Annotated in this window: 36 protein-coding genes; 32 read left to right on the forward strand and 4 right to left on the reverse strand. The window is 46.7% G+C overall.

What is annotated here, in order from left to right; all coding sequences use genetic code 11:
• Positions 1-5 precede the first annotated feature (5 nt).
• The 3 genes from MKZ07_RS30045 to MKZ07_RS30055 all read right to left on the reverse strand — a co-directional run bounded on the left by MKZ07_RS30045 (position 6) and on the right by MKZ07_RS30055 (position 1,718).
• Positions 6-887 carry an ImmA/IrrE family metallo-endopeptidase gene (locus MKZ07_RS30045; protein WP_341029147.1) on the reverse strand — a complete coding sequence of 294 codons (882 nt, stop codon included), beginning with the start codon at positions 885-887 and terminating at the stop codon, positions 6-8.
• Positions 888-974: 87 nt separating this feature from the next.
• Positions 975-1,316: a hypothetical protein gene (locus MKZ07_RS30050; RefSeq protein ID WP_341029149.1), complete on the reverse strand. Its 342-nt coding sequence runs from the start codon at positions 1,314-1,316 to the stop codon at positions 975-977.
• A gap of 39 nt (positions 1,317-1,355) precedes the next feature.
• Complete coding sequence (locus tag MKZ07_RS30055) at positions 1,356-1,718, reverse strand: helix-turn-helix domain-containing protein (protein WP_341029151.1); 363 nt, start codon at positions 1,716-1,718, stop codon at positions 1,356-1,358.
• A 159-nt stretch (positions 1,719-1,877) separates the two neighbouring features.
• Here MKZ07_RS30055 and MKZ07_RS30060 point away from each other — a divergent pair, with 159 nt between their 5' ends.
• The 26 genes from MKZ07_RS30060 (at position 1,878) to MKZ07_RS30185 (ending at position 16,146) form a co-directional block, all read left to right on the forward strand.
• The gene (locus tag MKZ07_RS30060) at positions 1,878-2,105 is read left to right on the forward strand and encodes a helix-turn-helix transcriptional regulator (RefSeq protein WP_341029155.1); all 228 of its coding nucleotides are present in this window, start codon (positions 1,878-1,880) and stop codon (positions 2,103-2,105) included.
• Positions 2,106-2,291, forward strand: a complete 186-nt coding sequence (locus tag MKZ07_RS30065; RefSeq protein WP_341029156.1) for a hypothetical protein — start codon at positions 2,106-2,108, stop codon at positions 2,289-2,291.
• Between the two features lie 129 nt (positions 2,292-2,420).
• Positions 2,421-2,936: an XRE family transcriptional regulator gene (locus MKZ07_RS30070; RefSeq protein WP_341029157.1), complete on the forward strand. Its 516-nt coding sequence runs from the start codon at positions 2,421-2,423 to the stop codon at positions 2,934-2,936.
• Positions 2,937-2,945: 9 nt separating this feature from the next.
• Entirely contained in the window at positions 2,946-3,218 is a 273-nt protein-coding gene (locus MKZ07_RS30075; protein ID WP_341029158.1) for a hypothetical protein, read from the forward strand.
• A complete protein-coding gene (locus MKZ07_RS30080; RefSeq protein ID WP_341029160.1) occupies positions 3,215-3,487 on the forward strand; it encodes a hypothetical protein in 273 nt (90 codons plus the stop codon). Before MKZ07_RS30075 ends, MKZ07_RS30080 begins: the two co-directional genes overlap by 4 nt.
• A gap of 1 nt (position 3,488) precedes the next feature.
• Positions 3,489-3,740 carry an AbrB/MazE/SpoVT family DNA-binding domain-containing protein gene (locus MKZ07_RS30085; protein WP_341029162.1) on the forward strand — a complete coding sequence of 84 codons (252 nt, stop codon included), beginning with the start codon at positions 3,489-3,491 and terminating at the stop codon, positions 3,738-3,740.
• Positions 3,741-3,942: 202 nt separating this feature from the next.
• Positions 3,943-4,194, forward strand: a complete 252-nt coding sequence (locus tag MKZ07_RS30090) for a hypothetical protein (RefSeq protein ID WP_341029164.1) — start codon at positions 3,943-3,945, stop codon at positions 4,192-4,194.
• Positions 4,195-4,297: 103 nt separating this feature from the next.
• On the forward strand, positions 4,298-4,558 hold the full coding sequence (locus MKZ07_RS30095) for a hypothetical protein (RefSeq protein WP_341029166.1): 261 nt from the start codon (positions 4,298-4,300) through the stop codon (positions 4,556-4,558).
• Positions 4,555-6,549 (forward strand): AAA family ATPase, encoded by a 1,995-nt coding sequence (locus MKZ07_RS30100; RefSeq protein WP_341029167.1) that lies wholly within the window; start codon positions 4,555-4,557, stop codon positions 6,547-6,549. Before MKZ07_RS30095 ends, MKZ07_RS30100 begins: the two co-directional genes overlap by 4 nt.
• Before the next feature lie 3 nt (positions 6,550-6,552).
• Complete coding sequence (locus MKZ07_RS30105; protein WP_341029170.1) at positions 6,553-7,407, forward strand: recombinase RecT; 855 nt, start codon at positions 6,553-6,555, stop codon at positions 7,405-7,407.
• Complete coding sequence (locus tag MKZ07_RS30110; protein WP_341029173.1) at positions 7,407-8,114, forward strand: MBL fold metallo-hydrolase; 708 nt, start codon at positions 7,407-7,409, stop codon at positions 8,112-8,114. Before MKZ07_RS30105 ends, MKZ07_RS30110 begins: the two co-directional genes overlap by 1 nt.
• Before the next feature lie 187 nt (positions 8,115-8,301).
• A complete protein-coding gene (locus MKZ07_RS30115) occupies positions 8,302-8,520 on the forward strand; it encodes a hypothetical protein (RefSeq protein WP_341029175.1) in 219 nt (72 codons plus the stop codon).
• Entirely contained in the window at positions 8,517-8,813 is a 297-nt protein-coding gene (locus MKZ07_RS30120; RefSeq protein ID WP_341029177.1) for a hypothetical protein, read from the forward strand. The genes MKZ07_RS30115 and MKZ07_RS30120 overlap by 4 nt, the downstream gene beginning before the upstream one ends.
• 33 nt (positions 8,814-8,846) lie before the next feature.
• Positions 8,847-9,791 carry a hypothetical protein gene (locus MKZ07_RS30125; protein WP_341029178.1) on the forward strand — a complete coding sequence of 315 codons (945 nt, stop codon included), beginning with the start codon at positions 8,847-8,849 and terminating at the stop codon, positions 9,789-9,791.
• On the forward strand, positions 9,769-10,113 hold the full coding sequence (locus tag MKZ07_RS30130) for a hypothetical protein (RefSeq protein WP_341029181.1): 345 nt from the start codon (positions 9,769-9,771) through the stop codon (positions 10,111-10,113). The genes MKZ07_RS30125 and MKZ07_RS30130 overlap by 23 nt, the downstream gene beginning before the upstream one ends.
• Entirely contained in the window at positions 10,106-11,527 is a 1,422-nt protein-coding gene (gene dnaB / locus MKZ07_RS30135; RefSeq protein ID WP_341029802.1) for a replicative DNA helicase, read from the forward strand. The genes MKZ07_RS30130 and dnaB overlap by 8 nt, the downstream gene beginning before the upstream one ends.
• Positions 11,528-11,541: 14 nt before the next feature.
• A complete protein-coding gene (locus MKZ07_RS30140) occupies positions 11,542-11,703 on the forward strand; it encodes a DUF6906 family protein (protein ID WP_341029184.1) in 162 nt (53 codons plus the stop codon).
• A gap of 23 nt (positions 11,704-11,726) precedes the next feature.
• On the forward strand, positions 11,727-11,915 hold the full coding sequence (locus MKZ07_RS30145; RefSeq protein ID WP_341029185.1) for a hypothetical protein: 189 nt from the start codon (positions 11,727-11,729) through the stop codon (positions 11,913-11,915).
• The gene (locus tag MKZ07_RS30150) at positions 11,887-12,078 is read left to right on the forward strand and encodes a hypothetical protein (RefSeq protein WP_341029186.1); all 192 of its coding nucleotides are present in this window, start codon (positions 11,887-11,889) and stop codon (positions 12,076-12,078) included. Before MKZ07_RS30145 ends, MKZ07_RS30150 begins: the two co-directional genes overlap by 29 nt.
• The gene (locus MKZ07_RS30155) at positions 12,035-12,448 is read left to right on the forward strand and encodes a RusA family crossover junction endodeoxyribonuclease (RefSeq protein WP_341029187.1); all 414 of its coding nucleotides are present in this window, start codon (positions 12,035-12,037) and stop codon (positions 12,446-12,448) included. The genes MKZ07_RS30150 and MKZ07_RS30155 overlap by 44 nt, the downstream gene beginning before the upstream one ends.
• A gap of 22 nt (positions 12,449-12,470) precedes the next feature.
• A complete protein-coding gene (locus tag MKZ07_RS30160; protein ID WP_341029188.1) occupies positions 12,471-13,301 on the forward strand; it encodes a hypothetical protein in 831 nt (276 codons plus the stop codon).
• A gap of 30 nt (positions 13,302-13,331) precedes the next feature.
• Positions 13,332-13,766, forward strand: coding sequence for a DUF5348 domain-containing protein (locus MKZ07_RS30165; protein ID WP_341029189.1), 435 nt, complete (start codon positions 13,332-13,334; stop codon positions 13,764-13,766).
• A gap of 405 nt (positions 13,767-14,171) precedes the next feature.
• Positions 14,172-14,729, forward strand: coding sequence for a hypothetical protein (locus MKZ07_RS30170; protein WP_341029190.1), 558 nt, complete (start codon positions 14,172-14,174; stop codon positions 14,727-14,729).
• 20 nt (positions 14,730-14,749) lie between these two features.
• Positions 14,750-15,037, forward strand: a complete 288-nt coding sequence (locus tag MKZ07_RS30175) for a DUF7352 domain-containing protein (RefSeq protein WP_341029192.1) — start codon at positions 14,750-14,752, stop codon at positions 15,035-15,037.
• 193 nt (positions 15,038-15,230) lie between these two features.
• Positions 15,231-15,557, forward strand: a complete 327-nt coding sequence (locus MKZ07_RS30180; RefSeq protein ID WP_341029193.1) for a LexA family protein — start codon at positions 15,231-15,233, stop codon at positions 15,555-15,557.
• A gap of 88 nt (positions 15,558-15,645) precedes the next feature.
• Complete coding sequence (locus MKZ07_RS30185) at positions 15,646-16,146, forward strand: hypothetical protein (protein WP_341029195.1); 501 nt, start codon at positions 15,646-15,648, stop codon at positions 16,144-16,146.
• Positions 16,147-16,228: 82 nt separating this feature from the next.
• Here MKZ07_RS30185 and MKZ07_RS30190 read toward each other — a convergent pair whose 3' ends face one another.
• Positions 16,229-17,452 carry a PIN-like domain-containing protein gene (locus tag MKZ07_RS30190; protein ID WP_341029197.1) on the reverse strand — a complete coding sequence of 408 codons (1,224 nt, stop codon included), beginning with the start codon at positions 17,450-17,452 and terminating at the stop codon, positions 16,229-16,231.
• Between the two features lie 420 nt (positions 17,453-17,872).
• On the opposite strand from MKZ07_RS30190, the gene MKZ07_RS30195 reads away from it, so the two are divergent.
• The 6 genes from MKZ07_RS30195 to MKZ07_RS30220 all read left to right on the forward strand — a co-directional run bounded on the left by MKZ07_RS30195 (position 17,873) and on the right by MKZ07_RS30220 (position 22,518).
• Entirely contained in the window at positions 17,873-18,484 is a 612-nt protein-coding gene (locus MKZ07_RS30195; RefSeq protein WP_341029198.1) for a restriction endonuclease, read from the forward strand.
• Positions 18,485-18,931: 447 nt separating this feature from the next.
• Positions 18,932-19,627 (forward strand): hypothetical protein, encoded by a 696-nt coding sequence (locus MKZ07_RS30200; protein WP_341029200.1) that lies wholly within the window; start codon positions 18,932-18,934, stop codon positions 19,625-19,627.
• Between the two features lie 281 nt (positions 19,628-19,908).
• Entirely contained in the window at positions 19,909-20,091 is a 183-nt protein-coding gene (locus tag MKZ07_RS30205) for a hypothetical protein (RefSeq protein ID WP_341029203.1), read from the forward strand.
• A 32-nt stretch (positions 20,092-20,123) separates the two neighbouring features.
• The gene (locus MKZ07_RS30210) at positions 20,124-21,434 is read left to right on the forward strand and encodes a site-specific DNA-methyltransferase (protein ID WP_341029206.1); all 1,311 of its coding nucleotides are present in this window, start codon (positions 20,124-20,126) and stop codon (positions 21,432-21,434) included.
• Positions 21,435-21,512: 78 nt separating this feature from the next.
• Positions 21,513-22,103 carry a hypothetical protein gene (locus MKZ07_RS30215; protein ID WP_341029207.1) on the forward strand — a complete coding sequence of 197 codons (591 nt, stop codon included), beginning with the start codon at positions 21,513-21,515 and terminating at the stop codon, positions 22,101-22,103.
• 205 nt (positions 22,104-22,308) lie between these two features.
• Positions 22,309-22,518 carry a hypothetical protein gene (locus MKZ07_RS30220; RefSeq protein WP_341029209.1) on the forward strand — a complete coding sequence of 70 codons (210 nt, stop codon included), beginning with the start codon at positions 22,309-22,311 and terminating at the stop codon, positions 22,516-22,518.
• Positions 22,519-22,848 lie beyond the last annotated feature (330 nt).

The raw sequence follows: 22,848 nt of genomic DNA on the forward strand, positions 1-22,848 counted from the left end.
TTGTGTTAAAAATTGAGGGCGTCATCGACGGCTTCTATCGGTAGAATGAGGCGTGTTACGTTCTGGCCATGTCGCCAGGCTACACGTGACAAGTTGATCGTTACGTATCCTCTTTGGTTTGGGGGGAGGGATAGATCGCCAGGGAGAACGGTAGCATCTTGTCTGGAACGATAGAATGACGAATCATGAAGCTTGTAGGATCGCTCCACATTGAGAAGCAAAGGCTCATCCCAGTTGAACCCGTGACGTTGCTCGATGACCAAGGCTTCCGGGCGGGAGAGATCTTCTAATCCATACAAGGAACGAATACGAGGCTGCTGGAGGTAATCGAGGCCAGTCATAGAGGATTCGTTAATGGTTGTAGCATGATTGTCCGAAGACTTCCCGGTATATGTAAAGGTCGACATTAATTTTGACTCGGTTATTCGATCTTCAATTTGATTGAGGCGTAATTTAACAAAATCCAGATATACGTGGAATTCGCTGACCAGCAAGCTAATCACTTGACTTCGGTTCACGGGCAACTGCATCTGTTCAAGCATATAGAATGGGATCATTGCATATAGAGCGAACTGATTCGCATCATATTCCTGGGCTTCACGGAACAGTTCCGGCATCCACCGCTGATCACCGGAGTGACGAATTACATGACAAAGCTCGTGGAAAAAGATCTTTCGCTGCTCAATGTAATCATCCCGCCTGTCGAGAAAGATAACCTTATCCTCATTTTCGCTGAAAGGGCTATTATCGTGATAAATGATGTCTACTCCAAAGGTCATCGCGATTTTGTCTATATCAAGATCGTGTGGAGTCAAGATGCCACCTAACAGGTACTGTTCCTCAATCCATTGTTCCAGAGGAGTTCTGAAGTAGTTGGAAAAAATCATGTAATAACCTCCGTTATGGGTACATACGTTCTATTTTTGTGTGAAAAGAAAAGCCATTGCTGGCTTTTTTGATTTTTAACAGAATTACTAATTATCTTCCATCCAACGATAGGCCCAGATATGATAGCCTCCGGATATCAATAAACTAAAAATAGTAAGAACTACAGAAGCGCCCGAACTATCAAACCAAGATCCTATGATCCAACCGACTGAACCGCAGCCAACTGTTAATAAGATTAATAAAGCAAGTCTAGTTTTTTTATAAATTGCAAGCAAGATTGAGCCTAACAAAATTCCTCCAAAGACCCACCAAGAAGAGAAGTAGAAGCCAGAAACAACAGAAACAATGAATATTTCGGCAAAAAACCAGTTTGCTCCCTCTTCGCTTTGCTTTGCTTGGTTAACGCCTGTTCTAACTTCATTTTGCACGCTATCACCTGAATACTCTCCATCGGTTGGAGGATTTGCTCATAATTTTTGATTAGTTTGCTCAGCAGCACGTTTCTTCATCTCTCTATATCGCAAGAGAGCTGCTTCCATTTCTTCAATCTCATCAGATGTGTAATTATCTGGACCACCAAAGAAAGACATACTTGTATTTGGTCTTTTACGTATGTTTGAACGCCCACTTAAATAATCGGTGTCGACATCAAATATGTCAGCAAGCTTATTCAGAGTGTCGATCGGTGGCAGTTTAGTTGCATTTTCATAGGCAGTATATGTAGGTCTTGCTATACCAACAAGATCAGCTACATACTCTTGTGTCCATTTGGAATCGGACTTTTTTAATTTCTCTCTCTCAGCCTTTAAACGCTTAGCGACTATTTCCATATACACCACACCATCTATAAGAATAAAGCTATTATAACGTTCCTTATAGGAACAATAAACGAATGTTCCTATAAGGATCAAATTTAGTTGACATGTTTCTTAAAGTAACATATAATCGCATTATCAAGTTACTTTAAGGAACAATTGGAGGTGTGAATCTTGCGAATCTGGTTGAAGGAACTTCGTGAATTATTAGAAAAAACTCATGAACAAGTAGCCGACGAAGCTGGTATTTCTCGAAGTTATTATACAAATATTGAAGCTGGAATTAAAACTCCAGCAGTACCAGCTGCAAAAGCAATTGCTAAGGCATTAGATTTTCCATGGGAAAATTTTTTTAATGAAGAATGTTCCTTTAAAGAACATTCTGTTGAGGAGGTGATCTAAATGAAGGAGAAACGGCTCCCAAAAATAACTGGAGAGGAAACGGTGGAACATTCAAAAGGACCGCATAACCCAGGGATGTCACAACAGGCGTGGGATAAGCTCCACCGCATGCTGGCAGAAACGAACATCAAGTATCAAGCGGAAATCGCAGCTGGCCGGGAATCTAAGGAAGAGAGTGCGGGATAGAGGAAACCCGCCGAGCTGTACCGGCTACGGCGGGTGGGGGATTCGGCAAGGGGAATTGCTTAAGAACATTATACTTCAGGCCTATGTCCGATATAACCCACATAACCGGACAAAGGAGGGGATCAAAAGTTGGCAATCGGACAATTCGGACCAGCATTAGAACAAGCACTGAAACGATCAGGTGACACTCGGGAGAAGGCGGGGCTCATTGTTAACGCTGATGCATCATTAGTAGGGAAAATTGCACGAGGGTCCAGAAAAGCTTCCAAACCGGTCATGAGAGCAGCGGTTGAACATTACGATGATGGACAACTCTTTCTGGCTGCGGCGGCGGAAGTCACCGGGGGTGCTTCTGCTCCTTGGCTGGATAATGTGGACCTACATCGAGCCAGCGTGTTAATCAAAACACTCGAAGAGATGAGGGAAGTGCTGGACGCTTCGGGGCTAGCTCCGATCAGCAAGACCAATGAGCAGATTAATGACACTGAGCGCCAGCAGATAAAAAGGCTGCTTATGGAGACGGTAGAGGCAATTACAGCGCTGACTCATCTGGCTGCAGTGTTATGTAAAGAGTATTCCTTCAGTTGGTTGGGAACTTGGAAAGAGCACCGGGCTGAACTGAAAGCTAAAAAATATATGAAATGAGGGAACACCGTGGAAAGAGAGCAATTGGTTGCCGAAGCGCGGCGAGTTGGTGAAGCTGCAAAGCATAACCTTCAGTTGATCCGTCAGAATCCGGATGCAATGTTGCCGGGGGAACAAGATTTTGCGGAGGGTTATCTGAACAATATGATTCGTGTAGCTGAAGCTGAAATGAAAAATGACCGCCGGCCAGGGCAGTCACGTGGTTTGAAATCTCGGTTAGAGAATCTCTTGGTGTCCATTTTAACCCCGAAAAGTGAAAAGCGCAAGGAGGGTGCAGCGTGACTGAGCAGCAGATTAAAGATTTCGGTCAGGCGCTGGCTGAAAGATTCAAACAGGTGAGCGATGAAAGGGCTGCTGCTGAGATCCGGTTCCGCGAATCGATTTATTCTTCAACATCAACCCGTTATGAGGTTCTGGAGCTGGTGCGCAAACGGGATATTGCCCAAGCTACTTATGATACATGGGATGAGGTCACTTCTAATCTTCCTCCTGAGCTCCAAACTGCCTTTTCTGAACATTATCAAAAAAAAAAATCTACGGAGGCTAACTAATATGAAATCTACCGGAATTGTACGCAAAATTGATGAGCTTGGACGGATCGTTATTCCAATTGAGTTGCGCAGAACGATGAATTTGGAGATTAAGGACCCCGTGGAGATCTTCGTGGACGATGACAAGATTATCTTCCGCAAGTATGTTCCTGGGTGTGCGATTACTGGCAGTCAGGAAGACCTGGTCCCGTTCGAAGGGAAGCTATACAGCCGCTCAATCATTCAGCAAATGGCGGCAGCGGCTAGGATTTAAGCAGGAAGGACAGCGGCCTCAGCCACTGTCTTGGAATGTCGGACCTTAGAAATAACCTTTCCTCCGTCCGGGATTCCAAGATGCGGCTGACGCATCCAAGGTGGTGGCGGATCACATAGGTCAAGGGAGCCGAAGGGACCGTCTTCATTGGTGCAGTTACTCCCTCGCCCACCTTGAAAAGTACATAGAAAGGAGGCGGCGTATGCAAATTATTCGGAAATTGACGGTTATTGGTAACCCGACACGAATTTTTGAGGTTGGCACGGAAATGGATGGCCGGGAAGTCATTGAGATCCGGCAGGTTGGAGTGAATTACGAGGATCATGTTCATTCTGAATTTCATGTTGAAGACGAAAATGGTGAACTGATCGCAAGCGTGGAGAATGCGCCGGTCATCATCGACTGGCAGAGTATCGTTGAGCACGATGTTCCAGTTCCCTTATTGCAGAAATAAAAAATGACCGCAGGCAGGCGGCCATCTTCGTTCTTTGAAAATCAAATTTACTTGCCCCCATTTTAGCAGGTGGGGGCCAACTACACAAGAGGGGGAATCATCCATGCGTGGAACGCACTCATTTCTCTTATCTGAGGAATTCATTGAGTTCTCCATCGATTCGGAGACCTACTTTAACCCTCCGGTCTTGAGTATCCAGCAAGGCGGGGAATCCATCCAGCATCATTTCAGCAATGAACAGCTTGCGGAGCTGGAGTATAAGATCCGGACATACTTGGATGGTATTCGTTATCCCGAAACACCAGATCAGCAATCGCTGCTGCACGATGAATGCAATGCGGCTATCGAGGAGGAAATCGCTTGAAGCAAATCATACTGGAGCGCCTGACGCTCCGTAATTTTAAAGGGATTAAAGAATTTGTCCTCGCCGTCAACGGCGGGGACGCTGATGTCTATGGCGATAACGCTACTGGAAAGACCACAATCTTCGACGGTTTCCTGTGGCTCCTGTTTGGCAAGGACAGTGAGAATCGTACAGAACAGAAATTCGAGATCAAAGAGCTGAATTTTGTCGGCATGGTTCAACAGCATAAACTGGAGCATGAAATTGAAGGTTCCCTCTTGGTGGATGGCAGCCGGCGGATATTCCGTCGGGTATACGCCGAGAAATGGACGAAGAAGCGTGGCGCACCGGTTGAAAGCTTCGAGGGCCACACCACCACCTATTATGTTGACGGTGTCCCACTCAGCATGCGGGAATTCCAGGGTGAGGTTGACTCTATCATCAAAGAGGACCTGTTCCGGCTGCTGACCAGCCCTTCGTATTTTAACGAAGTGTTGAAGAAGGAGGAGCGCCGCAAGGTGCTCCTGAAAGTGTCCGGTGATCTGACCGATGCCGAGGTCATTCATAGTAACGAGGAGCTCGCTGTGCTGCCGGCCATCTTGGCAGGCCGGGAATTGGAGGCTCACAAAAAGGTCATTGCTGCACGCAGCACAGCCATTAATAAGGAGATTAAGGAGCTGCCAGTACGCATCAGCGAGGTTCAGCGGCAGATGCCTGATGTTGCCGAACTGGACGAGGAACTCCTAAAGGAAGATGTGGCCCTCTTACGCAACCGTATTGAGTCCCGGGAGGCGGAGATATCTCGCATTCTCTCCGGCGGTGAAATTTCAGTGAAAGAGAAGCGCCTGCGTGAAGTCGAGGCAGAGCAAATTGGAATAAAATCCCGTCTGCAATCATCGGTGCTGAATATGCTGGCTGAGAAGCGGAATGCAGTCAACTTGAAACATTCGAAGCTCGACCAGTACCGCAGGAGTATCGAAGACAAGCAGCAGCGGATTAGACAGAATGAACGTCTGGCTGCAGGGCGCCGTCAGGAAGCAGATCGGCTGCGGGCAGAGTTTACTGAACTGAAAGGTGTGATCTTTGAACCTGTCGGTGATCACGTTGCGCACTGCTCCGCCTGCGGGCAGGAGTTACCAGAGGATCAGGTCAAGGCAGCTCACGATAAGGCAGAGGCGGATTTTAATCGTCGCCTTGCCGATCGGAAGGCCCGTATTAACGCGGATGGGAAGGCTGCCGTTGCCGATGCTGAGAAGTTTGAGCAGGAAGCCAAACGGCTTCAATTAGATATTGACGATCTTAACAACACCCTGGCTGCTCTGCAGACAGAGATCACCGCAGCAGAAACCGAGCTTACTGAGTTGCGGGCGGGCGTCAAGGACCCGGCAGTAGATCCGGAGTATGCTGGCAAGGCTGCCGAGGCGGCCCGGCTTCAGCAGGAGATTGTAGAGCTTCGACAATCCAGCCAATCGGCGGCTGCGGGCGTCCGGGAAGAGATCGGCAGGCTGCGACTTGAAGTCGAGGAAATGGAACGTGACCTGGCTAAGTTCGACGGCGTTAAGCGCGGGCAGCAACGTGTCGCTGAGTTGGAGCAGCAGGAGAGCAGCCTGGCAGCCGAATACGAGCGGATGCAGCACGAATTGTTCCTCTGTGAAGAATTCACCCGCACCAAGGTTAATCTGCTGGATGCCAAGATCAATAGCAAGTTTAAATTGGCGCGTTTCCGACTATTCGAAGAGCAGGTCAATGGTGGGCTAAAAGAGGTCTGCGACACGCTCTACAAGGGCGTTCCGTACGAGGGCGGGCTTAATAATGCCGCTCGCATCAATGTCGGCTTGGACATCATCAACACGCTCAGCCAGCATTACGGCTTCAGCGCTCCGATCTTCGTGGATAATGCTGAGGCCGTAACCAAGCTGATAGGAACGGACGCTCAGGTCATCCGGCTGGTAGTAAGTGAAGCAGATAAGAAGCTGCGCATCGAGACGGCAGCCATACAGGAGGCGATTTAAGAAATGAGTACAGGTAATCAGGTGGCGATTATTCAAAAGGACATCACCGACGATGTGAATCGGAGCCTTACTCGGTTGCAGGAAGATGGATTGATCTTGCCCCCGAATTACAATGCGAGCAACGCGTTAAAGAGCGCCTTCTTCAAGCTCCAGGAGGTTCAGGACAAGAATGGCAAGCCTGCGCTGGAGGTATGTACGCGGGAATCTGTCGCAAATGCACTGCTGGATATGGTTGTGCAAGGTCTAAGCCCGGCCAAGACACAATGCTACTTCATCGTGTACGGCAGCAAGCTTCAGCTTAATCGCTCCTACTTTGGAACACAGGCTGTTCTTAAACGATTGTCCAACGTCAAGGATATCTGGGCAAATGTAATTTATAAGGGCGACGTATTTGAGTATGAAGTGGCTGGGGGACGCGAAAAATTGGTTAAGCACGAAACCAATTTTTCGAATCGGGACAATGAAATTCTTGGTGTGTATGCCATCGTGAAGTCGGCTGAAGATGAAGATATCCTCACGATCATGACGAAAAAGGAAGTTGACGCTTCCTGGAGTCAATCCAAAACGAGCCAAGCTGTACACAAAAAGTTTCCCCAGGAAATGGCGAAGCGGACGGTAATCAACCGTGCGGCCAAGGCTTACATCAACACCAGTGACGACAGTGATTTGTTGGTCGATGCAATTAATAGATCGACTGAAAATGAATACGAAGAGCGTGTTGATGTGACGCCTGAAGAAGTCAAAGCAGAGATTGCAGAGCATGCAAACAAAGAAATGATTGATATCAAGCCGGCTGTTAGCGATCCTTATGACTTTACTGACGATGTGCCGCCTATGGATAAAGAGATGGATTTTTAATGATCGACATCCAATGCCTCGGCTCTAGCAGTGCCGGTAATGCCTACCGTATATCGGACGGCCACACCGTGCTTCTGTTGGAAGCTGGTTTTCCTTATAAGTCGATTCAGCGGGAGCTTCACTTTCGGATGACAGATATAGCCGGCTGCCTTATCACCCATGAACACGGCGATCACAGCCGGGCGGCGGCAGATGTCATGCGCGCCGGTATCCCTGTGTATACCAGCCGCGGGACGGCGGATGCACTTGGCCTGTCCGGGCATCGTTTACGCCCTGTTCCGCCGCTGGAGCCGCTTACGCTTGGGACCTGGACGATTATGGGGTTCGGCGTAGAGCACGACGCAGCGGAGCCACTGGGCTGGCTGCTGGCCAATCAGGACGGTGACAAGTTATTGTTCCTCACTGACTCCTATTACTGCCGGTACAAGTTCCAGGGGCTTACTCACATCATGATTGAGTGCAATTATTCCATTGATATTGTCAATCGCCGTGTTCTGGCCGGAGAACTTCATCCGGCTCAGGAGAAGCGGCTGCTTCGCTCTCATTTCAGCCTGGAGCATGTTAAGGAATTTCTGATAGCCAATGATACCCGGAATGTAGATGAGATCTGGTTGCTGCACCTGTCTGACGGCAATAGCGATGCTGATCTGTTCCAGCGGGAGATTACGGAGCTGACCGGCGCCATTGTCCGGGTAGCCGATCGATGAACGGCCCGCTGGGCGAGTGGATCTGGAAGAGCATGATCAGTGAACGTTTGTGGGCCTTGCGAACGGTGGACGAAGCGGCTTTTAAAAAGGCTGTTAGAGCGTACTATGCCATTGCGCACCCAGGTTTCCGGGTTGTCAGAGCAGCCTATCCCTTCATTTATATCCAAGATGAGCGGGGAACTCAACCATGAGCAAGGTATACCAGCTTGATCTATTTGCACTAATTGACCCTAAGCCAAAGTCGCCAGTCAAACCGGTACCGATTTTGAACGGCCTGTACTATGAGCGAGAGACAGACCTGTTTGTCACCTTCGTGCAGGGCCGCCGGCACTATGAAGTACCTCCCAGACAATGTTTGGGGGACAAGGCGTGGAAGGACAAAACGATGAGGGAGCGTGCAATATGAGTAACAGTTCAGAAACGAAAGAGCGTTCGAGAATTAATTTGCAAACTGGCGAAATCACTGACTTTATGCTGGATAAGATGAAGGCAGCAACGGACGAAGGAGAAGAGGCCGTTCTGCACTTCTTGACTGCTTCTGCTTATGTAGCAGGCTTTTGCATTGCTCTGGCGGCTTCTAAGCCGGAATCCGTTGGACCATTGATGACGCGGAGTATGGATGCACTGACGAGCGGACTTCAATCGGGGCTGGAATTTACCAGCATGCCAATTGAGTTCGTTAAGATTGTGCGGAGCTAAATAGAAATGGGCTCCTACGGGAGGGGGGAATATATGTCAGACACAGCTAGAGAACCATCCCTTTCCGGTCTTTTAAATCAGTTCGAGGCGATTGGAGGCCCGGAGGAATTCGGCCCGGAAGGGCTCGCCCTTGCTGTTGCATTGTGGCGAAAATCCAGCAAATTAGGCTGGCTACAAACCTTTCAAATGACCAACACAGAGCTTCAGGTGCAGACAGGAATTGCAACCCGCAAGACCCTGAATGTCTATCGTTCCAAGCTGGTAGAAGCCGGAATCATTGCATACGAACCACCTCCCCGGGGGTCTTCAAGAGGAAGCTATACCATTCATTTTCAACTTGTTGGATCACCGAAACCTGTAACCTCAGGTAACAGGTCGGAGGAAGTAGGGCAGGAAGTTGTAACCGTAGGGAACCACTTTGGGAACAACTTTTCGGAAGTTGACCCTCAAGTTGTAACGTCAGGTTACCACTTTCCGAAAGCTGTAACCTCAGGGAACCACTTTCGGGACACTGTATTAAAAGATCTTATTACTACTACTTCTACTGACAATGAGTTCGCTGATGAGATTGATCAAGACAAGCCAGGAGATATGTTCGAGCTGTTAAATGCCTTTTGCAAATTGAATCACAGACTTGATATTCACATTTCCCCGCGTGAACGTGAAGCCATGGGTAAGATGGTCGCCGGAGGTACGCCTAACCCTTTTACCATCCGAACTATGGAGAGCCTGCTTCAGGCAAAGCGCGAACGTGAAGGTGAAAATTTTAAGTACCCGACAAGCTTTTTGTATTACGTGGACGGAATTGAGAAAGCCTGGCTTAACTCCCAAACTACCGGCCCGCCGATGGATGGAGTCGCCCCGGGAGATAAGCAAGCACCTCAGAAGCCTAAAAAGACGAAGCAGCAGCAAGAGATTGATGATCTGGACCGCTGGATCAGAGAGGAGGAGGCCCGTGAACAAGCTGGAGGTCGCTAAGCTGTACAAGGAAATCAAGAAGCGGTACGCCAATTTCGACGCCAGTCTTCAAGCGGTGGAGGAAGACCTGGGGATGCTTCACGATATCCCCTACGATGTCGCTTACTCCAATATTCGTCAGCACATCATGACCAATGATTTCCCGCCAAAAATATCGCAGATCCGCGGCCGACTCGGTGAGCAGATCGAGCGGGAGCGGATGAAGGAGTCAACTGCAGAGCATTTTGCTAATTTGGATTCCTGGAGCGCTGCGAGTAAGCCACCCCCACCGGGCTACTGGGAAGAAGTAAAGCGGAAGATTCGAGGTGAAGCAGATGCTTAACCAGGAACAAATGCTCGAGCAAATGGGCATCCAACCGCCGGTGGACCTGGAGGCAGAGCAGGCAGTACTCGGAGCCGCACTCTTGGACCAGACGGCCTATGAGGCTGCTGCCGATATCTTGCAGGGTGGGGAATTCAGTGACAAAGGCCATGCCCGTATCTTCCGGGCTATGCGCAAGCTGACCGACGCTGAGCTCCCAATCGACATGGTCAGCCTTACATCCCAACTCAAGGACAGCGAAGAGCTTGAAAAGGTCGGAGGTGTGAGTTATCTCGCCCGGATGGCCGGCGCTGTGCCGACTGTCGCGAATGCCAGCTATTATGCCGAGAGGGTTTTGGATATGTTCCTTCGCCGCCAGGCGATCGATACGGCCATGGGGCTGCTGCGCAATGCGGGCGAGGAACAGGATGTGAAGGGATTTATCGCTATGGCGGAGCACGCTGTTTCGAAACTCTCCGATCAATCAGTTCCGGCCCGTGAGTTTGTTGGAATTAAAGATGCACTGATGCAGGTATGGGAAGATGCGGAGCAGCGGTACAATGTGCGGGAATCGACACGAGGAATAACCGGCATCCGTTCTGGGTTTGATGATCTTGATAAGATGACGTCCGGCTTCCAACGAAATGATCTGATCATCGTTGCAGCTCGGCCATCGGTGGGAAAGACAGCGTTCGCCCTGAACATCGCCCAGAATGTCGCGGTGAGAGCAGGGGAGACGGTCGCTGTATTCAGCCTCGAAATGTCGGCCCCTCAGCTGGTTCAGCGTATGGTCTGCGCTGAAGGGAATATCGACGCCAGTCGAATGCGGACTGGACACTTCGAAGAAGATGATTGGGAGAAAATGGCCGTTGCAATGGGGGCATTATCTGAGGCGGATATCCATATCGACGATACGCCAGGTATCACGGTTAACGAAATTCGTGCCAAATGCCGGCGGTTGAAGAAGGAAAAAGGTCTCGGCATGGTTGTCATCGATTATCTGCAGCTTATTCAGGGCAGGGGGCAGCGGGGCGTGAATCGCCAGGAAGAGGTATCCCAGATCAGCCGGACATTGAAGCAACTGGCTCGGGAGCTTGAGGTTCCAGTGATTGCCTTGTCCCAGCTCAGCCGCGGCGTCGAGCAACGTCAGGACAAGCGCCCGATGATGAGTGACCTTCGTGAATCAGGTTCGATTGAACAGGATGCCGATATCGTAGCTTTCTTGTACCGTGACGACTACTACAACCAAGATGCTGAGAAGAAGAATATTATCGAAATCATTATTTCTAAGCAACGAAACGGCCCGGTGGGCACTGTGGAATTGGTGTTCTTAAAGGCTTTCAACAAATTCGCTAATTATGAGCGTGCTCATTCGGAACAGCCCCAGCCACCTGCGGGGAATGTGAAGGACATGTACAAGCGCAAATGGGCGTGAGGGAGAGGAAATGAATGAAGCAGGGAAAGCGACCGACCAGGAAACAGAAGCAAATGCTGGCGGGTCTTGACCGGGTTGACCCGAAAAGCTGGCTTATAGAGCGTGACACACCTGAAGAACTGATCTTGGTTAGTCGTAAGACGGGCAAGCCCAAGAAGATCAAAAAGGGTGTGTAATGAGCGGGCGCAATTACTGGCACGTGTATAACTGGCTACGCCGGCATTATATCGCCACGGGCGTAGCAGCGGAGCGCATGGACCTCCTGGAAGAGTTCGCGGAGCTGGAGCCGGGGGAGATCGACGAAGGCGTTGCAGAGTTTGAGCTTGCGATCGGTAAGCGGAAACGGGGGGCGGTACCAGATGACAAAGAGCACACGCAAGCCGATTGATCCGTTCTTCCAGCGGCGGAATTACTTCACCGTTTGGGACGACGGCGGAAAGCTGGCGGGGACGGTGTTTGTACTGGATACATCGATGATGCCGCCAAGACAGAGGGGAGAAAAGCAGAATGATTCAGTTCACCGTTTACGGCGAACCCGTCGCCCAAGGTAGACCGAAATTCAGTACTGCCGGAGGCTTCACCCGGGCATATGATCCGGCCAAGTCCAGGGACTATAAAGACTACGTTCGGCTGGCCGCCCGGGAGTACGCGCCAGCTGCTCTGCTGGAGGGAGCATTAGGTATTGCTGTCACAGCCTATCGTTCTACGCCTAAGAGTTTCAGCCAGAAGAAAGCGGCGGCTGCTGAACGCGGAGAGATCCTGCCAACAACCAAACCGGATGCAGACAACTACCTGAAGGGCGTCAAGGACGCGCTGAAGGGGATCATCTGGAAGGACGATAGCCAGGTTGTGGACGCGTTTGTGAAGAAGCGGTACAGCGCAAGGCCACGGATTGAAGTCAAAATTAAGCAACTCCAATAAAACCATAGGAGATGAGATCAGAATGATTAAGGATTATGCGAAATTCAGTGCGACAGTAGCGAAGGGGATTAAGGTCGGTGACACGGAGGTAGAGATCAAGCTGCTGCTGCCGCTGAGAGTCATGCAGGAGAATTTCCTGTTCCTGAGCAGTAATCAGGGCGAGAAGATCAATGTCTTCATGGGAGATCCGCAGGCGGCCTTTGATTTCGGTGAAGAGGATGGGGAGATCTACCGGGAAGTAACCGGTCGCCGTGTGACCACCGATGCTTCCGGTGTTGTTGTGGACATTGAGCAGCGGGAAGGGAACGATCCCAATCAGGTCCTTCTATTTGACCAGGAGGGCGAAGGTGGCACGGTTGGTGAAGGTTCTGAGCCAGATGGAGCTTCTGATACTGAACAGACAGAAGAACAGTCAGAAGGGCAGCAGGACGGAACAGAGAACGAGCCTAAGCATGTGGATGGAGACCAGAACGAGAGTCTGGAACCAGAGTGGTTGAACGGTGAAGGTGGTGGCAGCGGCGCTGAGGGCGGATCTGCTGCTGGAGAGAATGTTGGTGAAGAGAAACAGGGCGAGGGGCAGAACCCCGAAGGAACTAACGCTCCTGAAGAGGTCAGCAAGGATGCCTTGGAAGCTTTCATTCTGACCAACCGGCCCATTTATGACGACATCGAGATTGACGGCACGCCGATTCTTTTCCCCGAGCTGCTGCAGGAGCGGCTAGAGCTTAATAAGACCTGGAAGGAGATTGCCCAGGAGAAGGAAGTGAGCCCATCTGTGCTGTCGGCCAAGTGGGGGGCCTACAAGAAGCGGGTTGAACGGAAAATGATGAAGGGTGACGGGGGAGCAGCGTAAGCTGCTTCTTCTCTTACAGGAGGGTCTTATATGAAGGAGAAAATTCAATCGGCTTTGGTCAATTTGGAGCCGCAGCTGAAACGGGTATCGAAACTTATTCAGGATGCTGAGAATGATGGAATATATAGCAGTGAAAATCCGGAGGAAATGTATCTTCGGGGGATGTTCTACCAGATTCAAGGCAAGCTGAACGATGCTCGGCGTCTGATTCGGTTTACGGTAGCTCCGGTTTTGAAAGAGGGGGTTCTGCACAAGCGTTCAGATGGACGGTACGGCCTGCAGGACGGGACTTACTTTTCCAGCAGTGGTTATATAGAGTATCTGCTGACGGAGCCTGGGGAAGATGCCAGATGGGTGAGCTCACGGATTGAGCATAACGGAGAGGACTACTTCATCGTAGGCAGGAAGGAACTTCCCCTCCAGGGGCTGCGGGTTCGGATAAAGGAGATCCCGTTATGGGATTGAAGGCAAAAGAACGGATGGAGTAAATCCCATCCGTTCAATCTTCGGTAAGTTTCAAATCAATAAGGTGTCTACAGTTTGGACATTTGGTGGTAGCAGTAAATTTCTTTTTTTCATTGATTTCTAGCAAAGACATCAATTGAACCAGGATGCCGGGTAACGAAACAAGACCCATTATCAGGGTTATGGAGTTCATCGTAGCGGCATTGAGTAGAGAGTTCTTATCAAGCAATATACCAGTCATTAGGAACCCTAAGACAGAAATCAACGCAAGTATTGAAAGAATAAAAAGTAATGAATATACAATTTTTACCCAACGCCATATTTTTTTTAGCGTCATTCTATCACCTCAAAACTAATACGAAGATTTAGGAGAATGGATTCAATAATATGGAAGGAGTCGGCCGCATGAAAACACTCAGTTTCACCTATGACCCGTTAGCTTTGACTAGGATCTTCCTACAGAAATACGTTGAAGAATTTATTCAAGGGAAATTCTATAAGGCCAAGCAATTTGCAATGTACGACTTCCTATATCAAATGACGGACGAAGAACTTGAATCGGTTCTTGAAGACTATGTAACTGCTTCCGGTGTTGAGGCCATCACCTTCAATGACTGGGCAACAGAATGTGCCGCCATCTTTGAGCAGATTTACAAAACAGAGAAGTACACAAAACTGGAGTTTGACCACAAATGCAAGGGGCATGGAGCAACCGGCTTAGGGGTGGTCGATAATTCTGACAACACATTCTATGATTGCCCTTTTGTTGGACATTGGTCGAAAATTCTGGAGATTGTTGAGAACAAGTATCCTGAAAAGCTTGAACCTTTACAGCATTTCTGGCAGTTCGAGAATGAGACTGAGCACGCCGGATTCACCCGGGATGAGATCGAAAAATTCATCATGAGCAATTTCCGGTTAATCGGCGGGGGGAAGTTGCTAAACGAATATATCAGAGCTTAATGCCCCAGGAGGGAACAGACATGCAACATTCAGTAATTCATAAATATATCGTTACTCCATCACCAGACGTTCAAGAACTCCAGGTTCCGGTAAACAGTTTCATAGTTTCAGCGGTGGCGTACGGAGGGCAGATAGCAATGTACGTGCTGAAGCACAATCCAGATCAACCATTCGTAAACACGCTGCAGTACCTGGTTATAGGTACCGGATGGAGTCTTCCGAATGAAGGCAACGCCCAATTTGTATCAACGGTGAAAACGGGGCAATTCGTATGGCACTTGTTCACGGTAACTGATCTCCCATTTTAAGCAGGCACATACCATAAGGAGAGATAAATGATGTCTGAGTCTTGGAAATGCATGGAGTGCGGGACAACCATAGAGTATGACCCGGAATATTGTTGTGATGGCCGTGAATGTGGATGTATGGGATTGCCCATTGAGCCGCCGTTATGCGGGAACTGCTGGGATAAGATCTCTGCAGGAATGGAGGAACAAAGACATGGAAATCAAGCCATTAACGAACCGGCAGCAGCAGACACTTGATATTATAAAAAGCTTTATCGCTCAAAAGGGATATGCCCCGTCGGTTTCCGAGGTTGCGGATCTCCTTAAGATCAAGTCTCGTTCCACAGCACATTCGCTGGTCAAGCAATTAGTGAATAAAGGTTACTTGGAGAAGACAAATTTTGAGGTCCGGACGTTGCGGGTGGTGGGGGAGGAAGAGGTTTCAGTGCAAAATTATAAAACTTTGCTGGAAGATAACGCCCGGCTACTGCAGGAGAATGCGGAGCTGCGCGAGAAGCTTGCGGGCATTAACAACCGATGAGATATAAAGACCCCCATATCCTTGGCCGGGGCGGGGGTCATTCTACCATACTATTCCTCTTGACATTATAACACAGGGGGAGTGGGGGATGGCGATGGCATGGGGGATTTTTGAGCAAAGCGAGCTTTTCCCAAAAGCAAACGAAGTTGAGATTAAACGGACAAAATTCCTGCTAAGTAAATATAGAAGCATGACATTGCTGATGGCTGACTATGAAAATTACACAAAAGATCTGCAGCAAGTTGGCATCGATGGAGAAGTTGCTCGTAGGATCGATCAAGATGAACTGCATGCTGATAAGGCGGCAAATGCTGTCATTCTGTTGGAAAAGCAGCGTTGGGTGTACGAGCAATATCAGCTGTATACTGAGATAATTCTGCGGGCGGTGGGATTGATTCAAGACAAAGATGCAAAGCGTGCAATACAGCACAGATATATTGCGGGTCATTCATTTAAAGAGACAGTAATGTTTTTTCGGTATGGTATGAGTGATAGTACAATTCAGAGGAAGCTCGCTGAAGGAATCGAGAGTAGCGCGAATACATTGAAACTGATGGGTTTTTTTGAGCAGGACACTAATGAATTTTAATAGTTAACAAAAAGCAACAAAACTAAGGTAGTCTAGTTTGTTGCTTTTTGTATTCTGTTATTAATCATGAATTAATTCAACATTAATTATAGCTTGCGTTAAGATTTGTGAATTCTATACTTTCAGCATTAAGGATCTCTTCAATATCTATTAATTGGTATGAAGACTTACCACTTCCTGACCAGTTTTGAAGCCCTTTAAGTAGAGTATTCGAAGGAATTCTACCATCTACAATTTTAAACTTGATATAGAGATATTCATATTTGTTAGCGTGAGGATCCATATAAATATCACTATGTGCAAAAATTTTAATATCATGGATAAAATACAAAAAAGAGTATACATCTTGAGCTAATTTTTTGAAGCCATTCTTTTCATTAGGTTTAAATGTTAGCATGAAAATTTGATTGGTTTGATTAGACTGTGTACTCTCAGTAGTTACAGTATTAGTATTAAGGGTTTGGTTTTCCATAAGATTAATAATAATTTCCTCACTCGCAGTAGGAGCGGATGCTTGTATAAAATCAGCCAAGGAAATAATACAACAGGTTTTTCCTCGGGTTACTTCATAAAATTCCTCTATTAATTCTCTTCTTGGAGAGATTGGATTTTTTTTAGAATCAAGATGGTACCAATCTTCTTTGAAATCAGTACTGACAAAGATAACATCGTCGTTTAGAGAAAGTATATCTTTCCAAATAAAATAGTCTCCATACATGTTTTCCTTTTTACCAGAGTCACCACCAGTTAATGGAGGCTTCCTACTGACTAATCTGTCAGAGGCCTCTTTAATAATATGACTGTCAGTTTTGTCTATTGAGGTAAAACATGAAACTTCAAATATCGACCTCAGAGAATCCAATACAGGATCTTTTCGGAAGAAACTTCTCAATTTAGAAGATAATTCATCAATTTTTTTACGGTATTCTTTATAACTATTATTATATTTTTCTTCACTCTGAATATACTCACTATGCTCTGAAAGTAGACCGATCAAGGGTAAGGTTGAAGAAAGGTTGTTAGGCTTTTGAATTTTTGAGTAAATATCTGTGTTAATACGATCTATGGCAGCAGTAATCAATTTTGGTCTTTGATCCATGAATTCTTCCAGAACATGAAAAGGGATTTTTAAACGGCCCACTTTCGATGCTCTCATTAATACGTCTAAAACTTCCCTAAATGCTGCTTCTTTCCATTGATAAGCCGATAATAAAACATTTGTGTCTACAACTATAGTTGCAGTATCAACTATCTCCTCTACTGATTTTTGGGAGAAAAAGTACTTTTCCATCTCTTCTTTTGTCATGCATACCACTCCATTTTTAATATGACTTATGTAAATTAGTTTGACAGTCTAGCTTATTGACAAACATACATGCTGAATTTGAACATATTATGAATGCAATTTAAACTTAGCTTGATTATCATCTGACTGAAATCCCATGTTAATATTAAAACATAGAAAAATACGAGAACACTGATTGGTGCAAATCCACTCTCGGTTTTCTTATATTGAGTAAACTATTAGCTAGAATTCTAAGGCATGCTATAGCTGCAGCTAAAAGAATAAGCAGGTGAAAAACTTTTCCAAATATTTCTTCATAAATACTATCATCAATTTTCATCATATTCCTCCCTTGGTTCAAAAGTTCGGCATCAAAAGAGGAAATTCCTTCCTTTGTGACGAATACAGTCCTGTACGATCATATTCGCGGAGGGGTTTCAAGTGGCAAGAAGAAAGAGTAAGGCGAAGCAGGAAGAGGAGTTGTTTCAGGGATTGGCTGGATTCGCAGCAATGGGATTAGCACTCGGAGGATACTATTTAACCAAAACCTTGCAAGGTGCTATCGTTGGAGCAGCTGTCGGTGTGGCTGTTGTAGTTGCATTGATGATTGTGGTAGGGCAGAAGCGGGCCGAACGCTTAAAGAAATCTGGTATTGCTGAGATTGATAAAATGGAAGGTGTACAGTTTGAACAATACCTTGGACACCTCTTCCGATCTCAAGGATACAAAGCTGAAGTTACACAAGCAGCCGGTGATTACGGTGCAGATCTGGTTCTATCCAAAGATGGTAAGCGGATAGTAGTCCAGGCTAAGCGGTACAGTAAGAACGTTGGATTGAAGGCAGTGCAAGAAGTTCGTGGAGCTGTTTCACATTATGGCGCTTCGGCTGCCTGGGTTGTAACGAATAGAGATTATACTGAGCAGGCTTATAAACTGGCGAAATCAAATAATGTGCGTCTCATCGGCCGTGAAGAGCTTATCGAAATGCTTCTGCAAATGAGAGAGAAGATGACCGCTGCTAAAAAAGTCAATAATGCTAAGACGAGCGCCTAAGTGAAATAGTGAGTAATTTAAAGCATATTATGCTAATTGATGTACTCAAGTCTATTATTCAGTGTTAGTGGCTTTGACTCTTATTTCACTGTCTCAGTAAAATGGAGTTGTTCTCCTTTGTTACAAAGTCCGTAAAGATTTTAAGTAAAGAGCGCAGCGCATTTGCTGCGGATGCGGAGCGGACGCCTTTCTATAGATCAGTGAAAGCACGATTAAATTGAATACATATTCCGAAGTCGCTCATTATTGGGCGGCTTTTTTCTATTGGGGGAATTGATTTGAAAAGGAAACAGCAGCGGCGTCTAAAAGATCCGCCCCGGCAGCCGGCTAAATGCAAGGGCTGCATTTGGGGCCGATGGGAAGGAACAGCACAGTTTTGTGGCAGAGTGAAATGTCAGAAGGGAAAAACTTCCTGGACGTCGAAATATGATGTCTGGGGGGATAATCATGAGTTCTAAGAGAGAGTTTATGTACATTTTTGTAATAATGTTATTTTTATTTGGTACTGCTACGTTATGCACCATTATTTTTTATGATTCTGAAAAAGCTATCCTCGGGATAAGCGTCGGATCGACGCTAGTCTCAATAATTCTCGCAGTGTTAGCGATTATTTATACTTATGTGGATAGCTCGGCACAAAAAGAGAATGTTTATCAGATGCGAACAGCAGCAGAGAATCTTGCAAAATCAGTTGAAGATGAAAAATCTATAATTGCTCAATTCTCTATTGAACTACAAAAAGTCACAACACTAAAGGATGAACTGCTAGTAAAAATAACTGAAACTCAGGAATGGAGAGAAGGAGTTCTTAGTCAATTGAAGTTACTCTCTGAAGGCTCTGAAGAGAAAACCACTATTAAGATTGAAGATGTTCAAAAACTAATGGCAGAAGAAACCGAGAAGCAATCTGGAAATAGACGATTAATGAGCTCTTCAAAAAAGAAAAGAATTAGAGAAGCGGTTCTTAAAGTACTAAGCATTAATCCACCACTAAGCATTTCGGAAATCTATAAATCTTCACACGCATTCAATTACTATATGATAAGCGAAGAAGAAGTTGCGAATGAGTTAATAGGAATGGAGTTATCAGGTGTAATAAACTCTACTAAGGATAAAAAGTACTATCCTTTAGAAGAAGTTTGAGGTTCTAAGCACTCTTAGCGGGTGTTTTTCCTGTGCTTATAATCAGCCCTTTGTAAGCCATTCTCAGGCCTCGAATTCATGGACGTGTTTTTGTTTGATGCCGCGTGGAAAAGAGCAGAGCGGTCAGGTTCTCTTCGTCTCTCGCTGAGTTTACGCCTACCCAAAGATGAAAAACCAACTCAACTCAAAGTGGGCCAGTTGAATTGAGGCATTGTTTGACGAAATATGTATTCCGATATCTGCTGGTGAGGTAAGATAACTTGCGAGGGGGGAATTAGACAATGGAGTTTGAAATTAATTCAAATGTCATTAAGTCGTTTATAGTGGATTCGGATGCATTACAAGTTACAATTGACTACACAGATGGAAGGGTCCGAACTGTTGATGTCGAGGAACAAATGCTAAATAGATTTGCTGAATCTGAAGACAAGGAAAAATTTTATAGTGAGCGTTGGGCACCCTAACCGGTGCTTTTTCTTTTGAAAGGAGAATTCATATGGACATCAGAATCATACCGATCGGGCAGCTTAACGCAGCTGTCTATAACCCCCGCGTCAACCTTCAGCCCGGAGATCCAGAGTACGAGAAGCTCCGCCGCAGCCTGGACGAATTCGGCTATGTCGACCCTATTATCTGGAATGAGCAGACCGGCAACATGGTCGGTGGCCATCAGCGTTATAAGGTGCTGGTCAATGAGCAAGGTTGTACGGAGCTGGCTGTTTCTGTGGTCAACCTGGACCCCGAGAGGGAGCGGCTGCTGAATTTGGCACTGAACAAAGTTACTGGCCGCTGGGATGAGGAGGCACTGGCGCAGCTGCTGAATGAGCTGCAGGAAGGTGGGGCTGACCTGGGGTTGTCCGGTTTTGAGCCGGATGAGATTGGGGAGCTGATTGAAGAGTTTGCGAACACACCTGATACAGAGATTGATCAGCCGGTTGTTGAAGATGATTTCGACGTCCAGGGATCTCTCGATCAGATCAAAGAGCCTGAAACGCGACGCGGTGATGTGTGGCAGCTTGGCCGGCATATCCTTATGTGCGGTGACTCTACGGATGCCGAAGATGTTGCCAGGCTGATGGACGGCGTGAAGGCGGCCTTGGTTGTGACGGACCCGCCGTACAATGTCGCGGTGCAGAGCGACTCTGCCCGCCTGGCTGAAGCTGGCACCAGCTCAATAATGAACGACGATATGCCCGCAGAGGAGTTTGCGGGCTTTTTGCATACTGTTTTTGAACAGTACGCGCTGGCCATGGAACCAACCGCAGCAATCTATGTCTTCCATCCTTCATCATATCAACGGGAGTTTGAGGACGCGATGAACGCCGCAGGAATTACGGTGCGCTGCCAGTGCGTTTGGGTCAAGAACGTGGCCACTTTCGGTTGGGCTCAATACCGCTGGAAACATGAGCCGGTCTTTTATGGCCATATGAAGGGCAAGGCCCCGGCATGGTACGGCGATCGTACTCAGACTACGGTCTGGCGGTCAGGTTTACCGGCAGAAGATCCACTGCCGGAAACGGTGTGGGAGGTTTCGAAGGGGGATGTAACCAAGTACGTTCATCCTACACAGAAGCCATTGGAGCTGCTGGCCATACCGATCAAGAACAGCAGCCAGCGCGGGAATACCATTGCTGACTTCTTTGGCGGCAGTGGCTCTACCATGATGACCTGCGAGCAGCTTGACCGCTCCTGCAGGACAATGGAGCTTGATCCGGTATTTTGTGATGTAATTAAGAAGAGATATCAGGCTACAACTGGAACAGAGCCGGTGCTGCTTTTAAATAGGTTAACAGAGGGTTATATATAACCAAGCTGAGCGACTGATTCAAGTAATTTTATGGTAAACTTCTTATATGAAACTTCTAAATAAGAAGGGTTGATAAAATTGCCGAAAAAATATAATCCGTCGTTATTTGCTGCCGCCTTTTTTTCATGCGCAATTTTTTATCAATATACCAGGTATGGAATTGTGGAAATATTCTGGTTTTTTTGTTTGGCTGCTGTTGTCTTGTACAACGCAATTATCTATTGTTTTTCTGTAAATCAAGACAACGGAAAAATCAAGAACGTAATTATAGTTTGTTTGGTAGTTCTTGTTTTTGCAGGAGATTATTTAATCAATAATTACGGAAGTAAATCGATTGGTAGTTTTTTTCAACGAAAAGGATATTATGAGATTCAATATTATGTGAATATGTTTCCGGATGGATCTGAAGCAAAGAATTATCGTGTGAAAGCTGATATTTTAGCATCATCACGTGATGTGGGTTACGTTGACAGCGAGGGGGAGGAGCACGATTCCAGCGTAAGAGCTTATTATATAGCCAAAGCATATATGCCCAATGGTGGTTTTATTACATTTGAGAATGAAGTAGACGATGGTAGTAATGATTTGATTATCGGGAAAAAGATTGAGCTCCAAGATGATGAAGACAGACAGTGGTATGTAGAGCTTACGAAGGAACGCGTCAAATAGAAATTTCTATTTATAAAATAATACTTATTATCCACCGCCGTTATTCTTGGCGGTTTTTCTTTTGCCTAAAATAAAAGGAGGACGCGCTAACGTCCTCCCACTCACCCAGGGTATCCCCCGGCTGAGACAGCGGCGCGCCACGCGTGGCATTTCCAGACATCCGCTGTCTCGTTTCCAAATATACACGGAAGCCGAGGGGAACGCAATGGGAACAAAAGATGAACTTTTATTGCAACATGAGCTTGAAATCATGGCCGGTATCCTCGAAAGCAAGGCGCAGTACCGGAAGATTGTTAAGGCTGGCATAGCCAAGTGGGTCAAGGACTTCCAGGACGGCCGGATTGAGATTAAGACGGTGGAAGATCTGAAGAAGCTGATTGAAATAGATATTGAGCTGCAGAAGGATGAGATTTAAGGAATAAATATATGAAGAAAGGTTCTTTTTTGCTCATTTTTATTATATTTATTAATTAACGGAGGGGAAGAAGCAGCCAGAGGGAATCGCGAGTTCTCCCTGGCTACCACACTAAGAGTTTCGTTTAATTTCCATGTGGAAGTGGATAATTATTAATCCAAGCAGATTTATGCTGAAGTTTAATTTGTGCAATATATATTTCCGCATCCATTTAATCTTTAGCTTACTTATTTGCTTGATTTTCATAACTCTTCGACCTCCCTTCTTTTTTTTGAGAAAAAGCCTTCTTAGCCCGTGGGGGGCTATTTTCATATTTATTATGTTAGCCAG

Origin of the sequence: Paenibacillus sp. FSL P4-0338, assembly GCF_038002365.1 — a bacterium.
Classification (GTDB): domain Bacteria; phylum Bacillota; class Bacilli; order Paenibacillales; family Paenibacillaceae; genus Paenibacillus_AQ.

Excerpts from the sequence above, each read along its gene's own strand:
- MKZ07_RS30185 (WP_341029195.1), top strand. The coding sequence starts at position 15,646 with ATGGCGATGGCATGGGGGATTTTTGAGCAAAGCGAGCTTTTCCCAAAA.
- MKZ07_RS30205 (WP_341029203.1), top strand. The coding sequence starts at position 19,909 with ATGGAGTTTGAAATTAATTCAAATGTCATTAAGTCGTTTATAGTGGAT.
- MKZ07_RS30175 (WP_341029192.1), top strand. The coding sequence starts at position 14,750 with ATGCAACATTCAGTAATTCATAAATATATCGTTACTCCATCACCAGAC.
- MKZ07_RS30110 (WP_341029173.1), top strand. The coding sequence starts at position 7,407 with ATGATCGACATCCAATGCCTCGGCTCTAGCAGTGCCGGTAATGCCTAC.
- MKZ07_RS30055 (WP_341029151.1), bottom strand. The coding sequence starts at position 1,718 with ATGGAAATAGTCGCTAAGCGTTTAAAGGCTGAGAGAGAGAAATTAAAA.
- MKZ07_RS30120 (WP_341029177.1), top strand. The coding sequence starts at position 8,517 with ATGAGTAACAGTTCAGAAACGAAAGAGCGTTCGAGAATTAATTTGCAA.
- MKZ07_RS30155 (WP_341029187.1), top strand. The coding sequence starts at position 12,035 with ATGATTCAGTTCACCGTTTACGGCGAACCCGTCGCCCAAGGTAGACCG.
- MKZ07_RS30095 (WP_341029166.1), top strand. The coding sequence starts at position 4,298 with ATGCGTGGAACGCACTCATTTCTCTTATCTGAGGAATTCATTGAGTTC.
- MKZ07_RS30190 (WP_341029197.1), bottom strand. The coding sequence starts at position 17,452 with ATGACAAAAGAAGAGATGGAAAAGTACTTTTTCTCCCAAAAATCAGTA.
- MKZ07_RS30115 (WP_341029175.1), top strand. The coding sequence starts at position 8,302 with ATGAGCAAGGTATACCAGCTTGATCTATTTGCACTAATTGACCCTAAG.
- MKZ07_RS30200 (WP_341029200.1), top strand. The coding sequence starts at position 18,932 with ATGAGTTCTAAGAGAGAGTTTATGTACATTTTTGTAATAATGTTATTT.
- MKZ07_RS30065 (WP_341029156.1), top strand. The coding sequence starts at position 2,106 with ATGAAGGAGAAACGGCTCCCAAAAATAACTGGAGAGGAAACGGTGGAA.
- MKZ07_RS30105 (WP_341029170.1), top strand. The coding sequence starts at position 6,553 with ATGAGTACAGGTAATCAGGTGGCGATTATTCAAAAGGACATCACCGAC.
- MKZ07_RS30160 (WP_341029188.1), top strand. The coding sequence starts at position 12,471 with ATGATTAAGGATTATGCGAAATTCAGTGCGACAGTAGCGAAGGGGATT.
- MKZ07_RS30220 (WP_341029209.1), top strand. The coding sequence starts at position 22,309 with ATGGGAACAAAAGATGAACTTTTATTGCAACATGAGCTTGAAATCATG.
- MKZ07_RS30150 (WP_341029186.1), top strand. The coding sequence starts at position 11,887 with ATGACAAAGAGCACACGCAAGCCGATTGATCCGTTCTTCCAGCGGCGG.
- dnaB (WP_341029802.1), top strand. The coding sequence starts at position 10,106 with ATGCTTAACCAGGAACAAATGCTCGAGCAAATGGGCATCCAACCGCCG.
- MKZ07_RS30085 (WP_341029162.1), top strand. The coding sequence starts at position 3,489 with ATGAAATCTACCGGAATTGTACGCAAAATTGATGAGCTTGGACGGATC.
- MKZ07_RS30125 (WP_341029178.1), top strand. The coding sequence starts at position 8,847 with ATGTCAGACACAGCTAGAGAACCATCCCTTTCCGGTCTTTTAAATCAG.
- MKZ07_RS30180 (WP_341029193.1), top strand. The coding sequence starts at position 15,231 with ATGGAAATCAAGCCATTAACGAACCGGCAGCAGCAGACACTTGATATT.
- MKZ07_RS30165 (WP_341029189.1), top strand. The coding sequence starts at position 13,332 with ATGAAGGAGAAAATTCAATCGGCTTTGGTCAATTTGGAGCCGCAGCTG.
- MKZ07_RS30140 (WP_341029184.1), top strand. The coding sequence starts at position 11,542 with ATGAAGCAGGGAAAGCGACCGACCAGGAAACAGAAGCAAATGCTGGCG.
- MKZ07_RS30045 (WP_341029147.1), bottom strand. The coding sequence starts at position 887 with ATGATTTTTTCCAACTACTTCAGAACTCCTCTGGAACAATGGATTGAG.
- MKZ07_RS30210 (WP_341029206.1), top strand. The coding sequence starts at position 20,124 with ATGGACATCAGAATCATACCGATCGGGCAGCTTAACGCAGCTGTCTAT.
- MKZ07_RS30170 (WP_341029190.1), top strand. The coding sequence starts at position 14,172 with ATGAAAACACTCAGTTTCACCTATGACCCGTTAGCTTTGACTAGGATC.
- MKZ07_RS30090 (WP_341029164.1), top strand. The coding sequence starts at position 3,943 with ATGCAAATTATTCGGAAATTGACGGTTATTGGTAACCCGACACGAATT.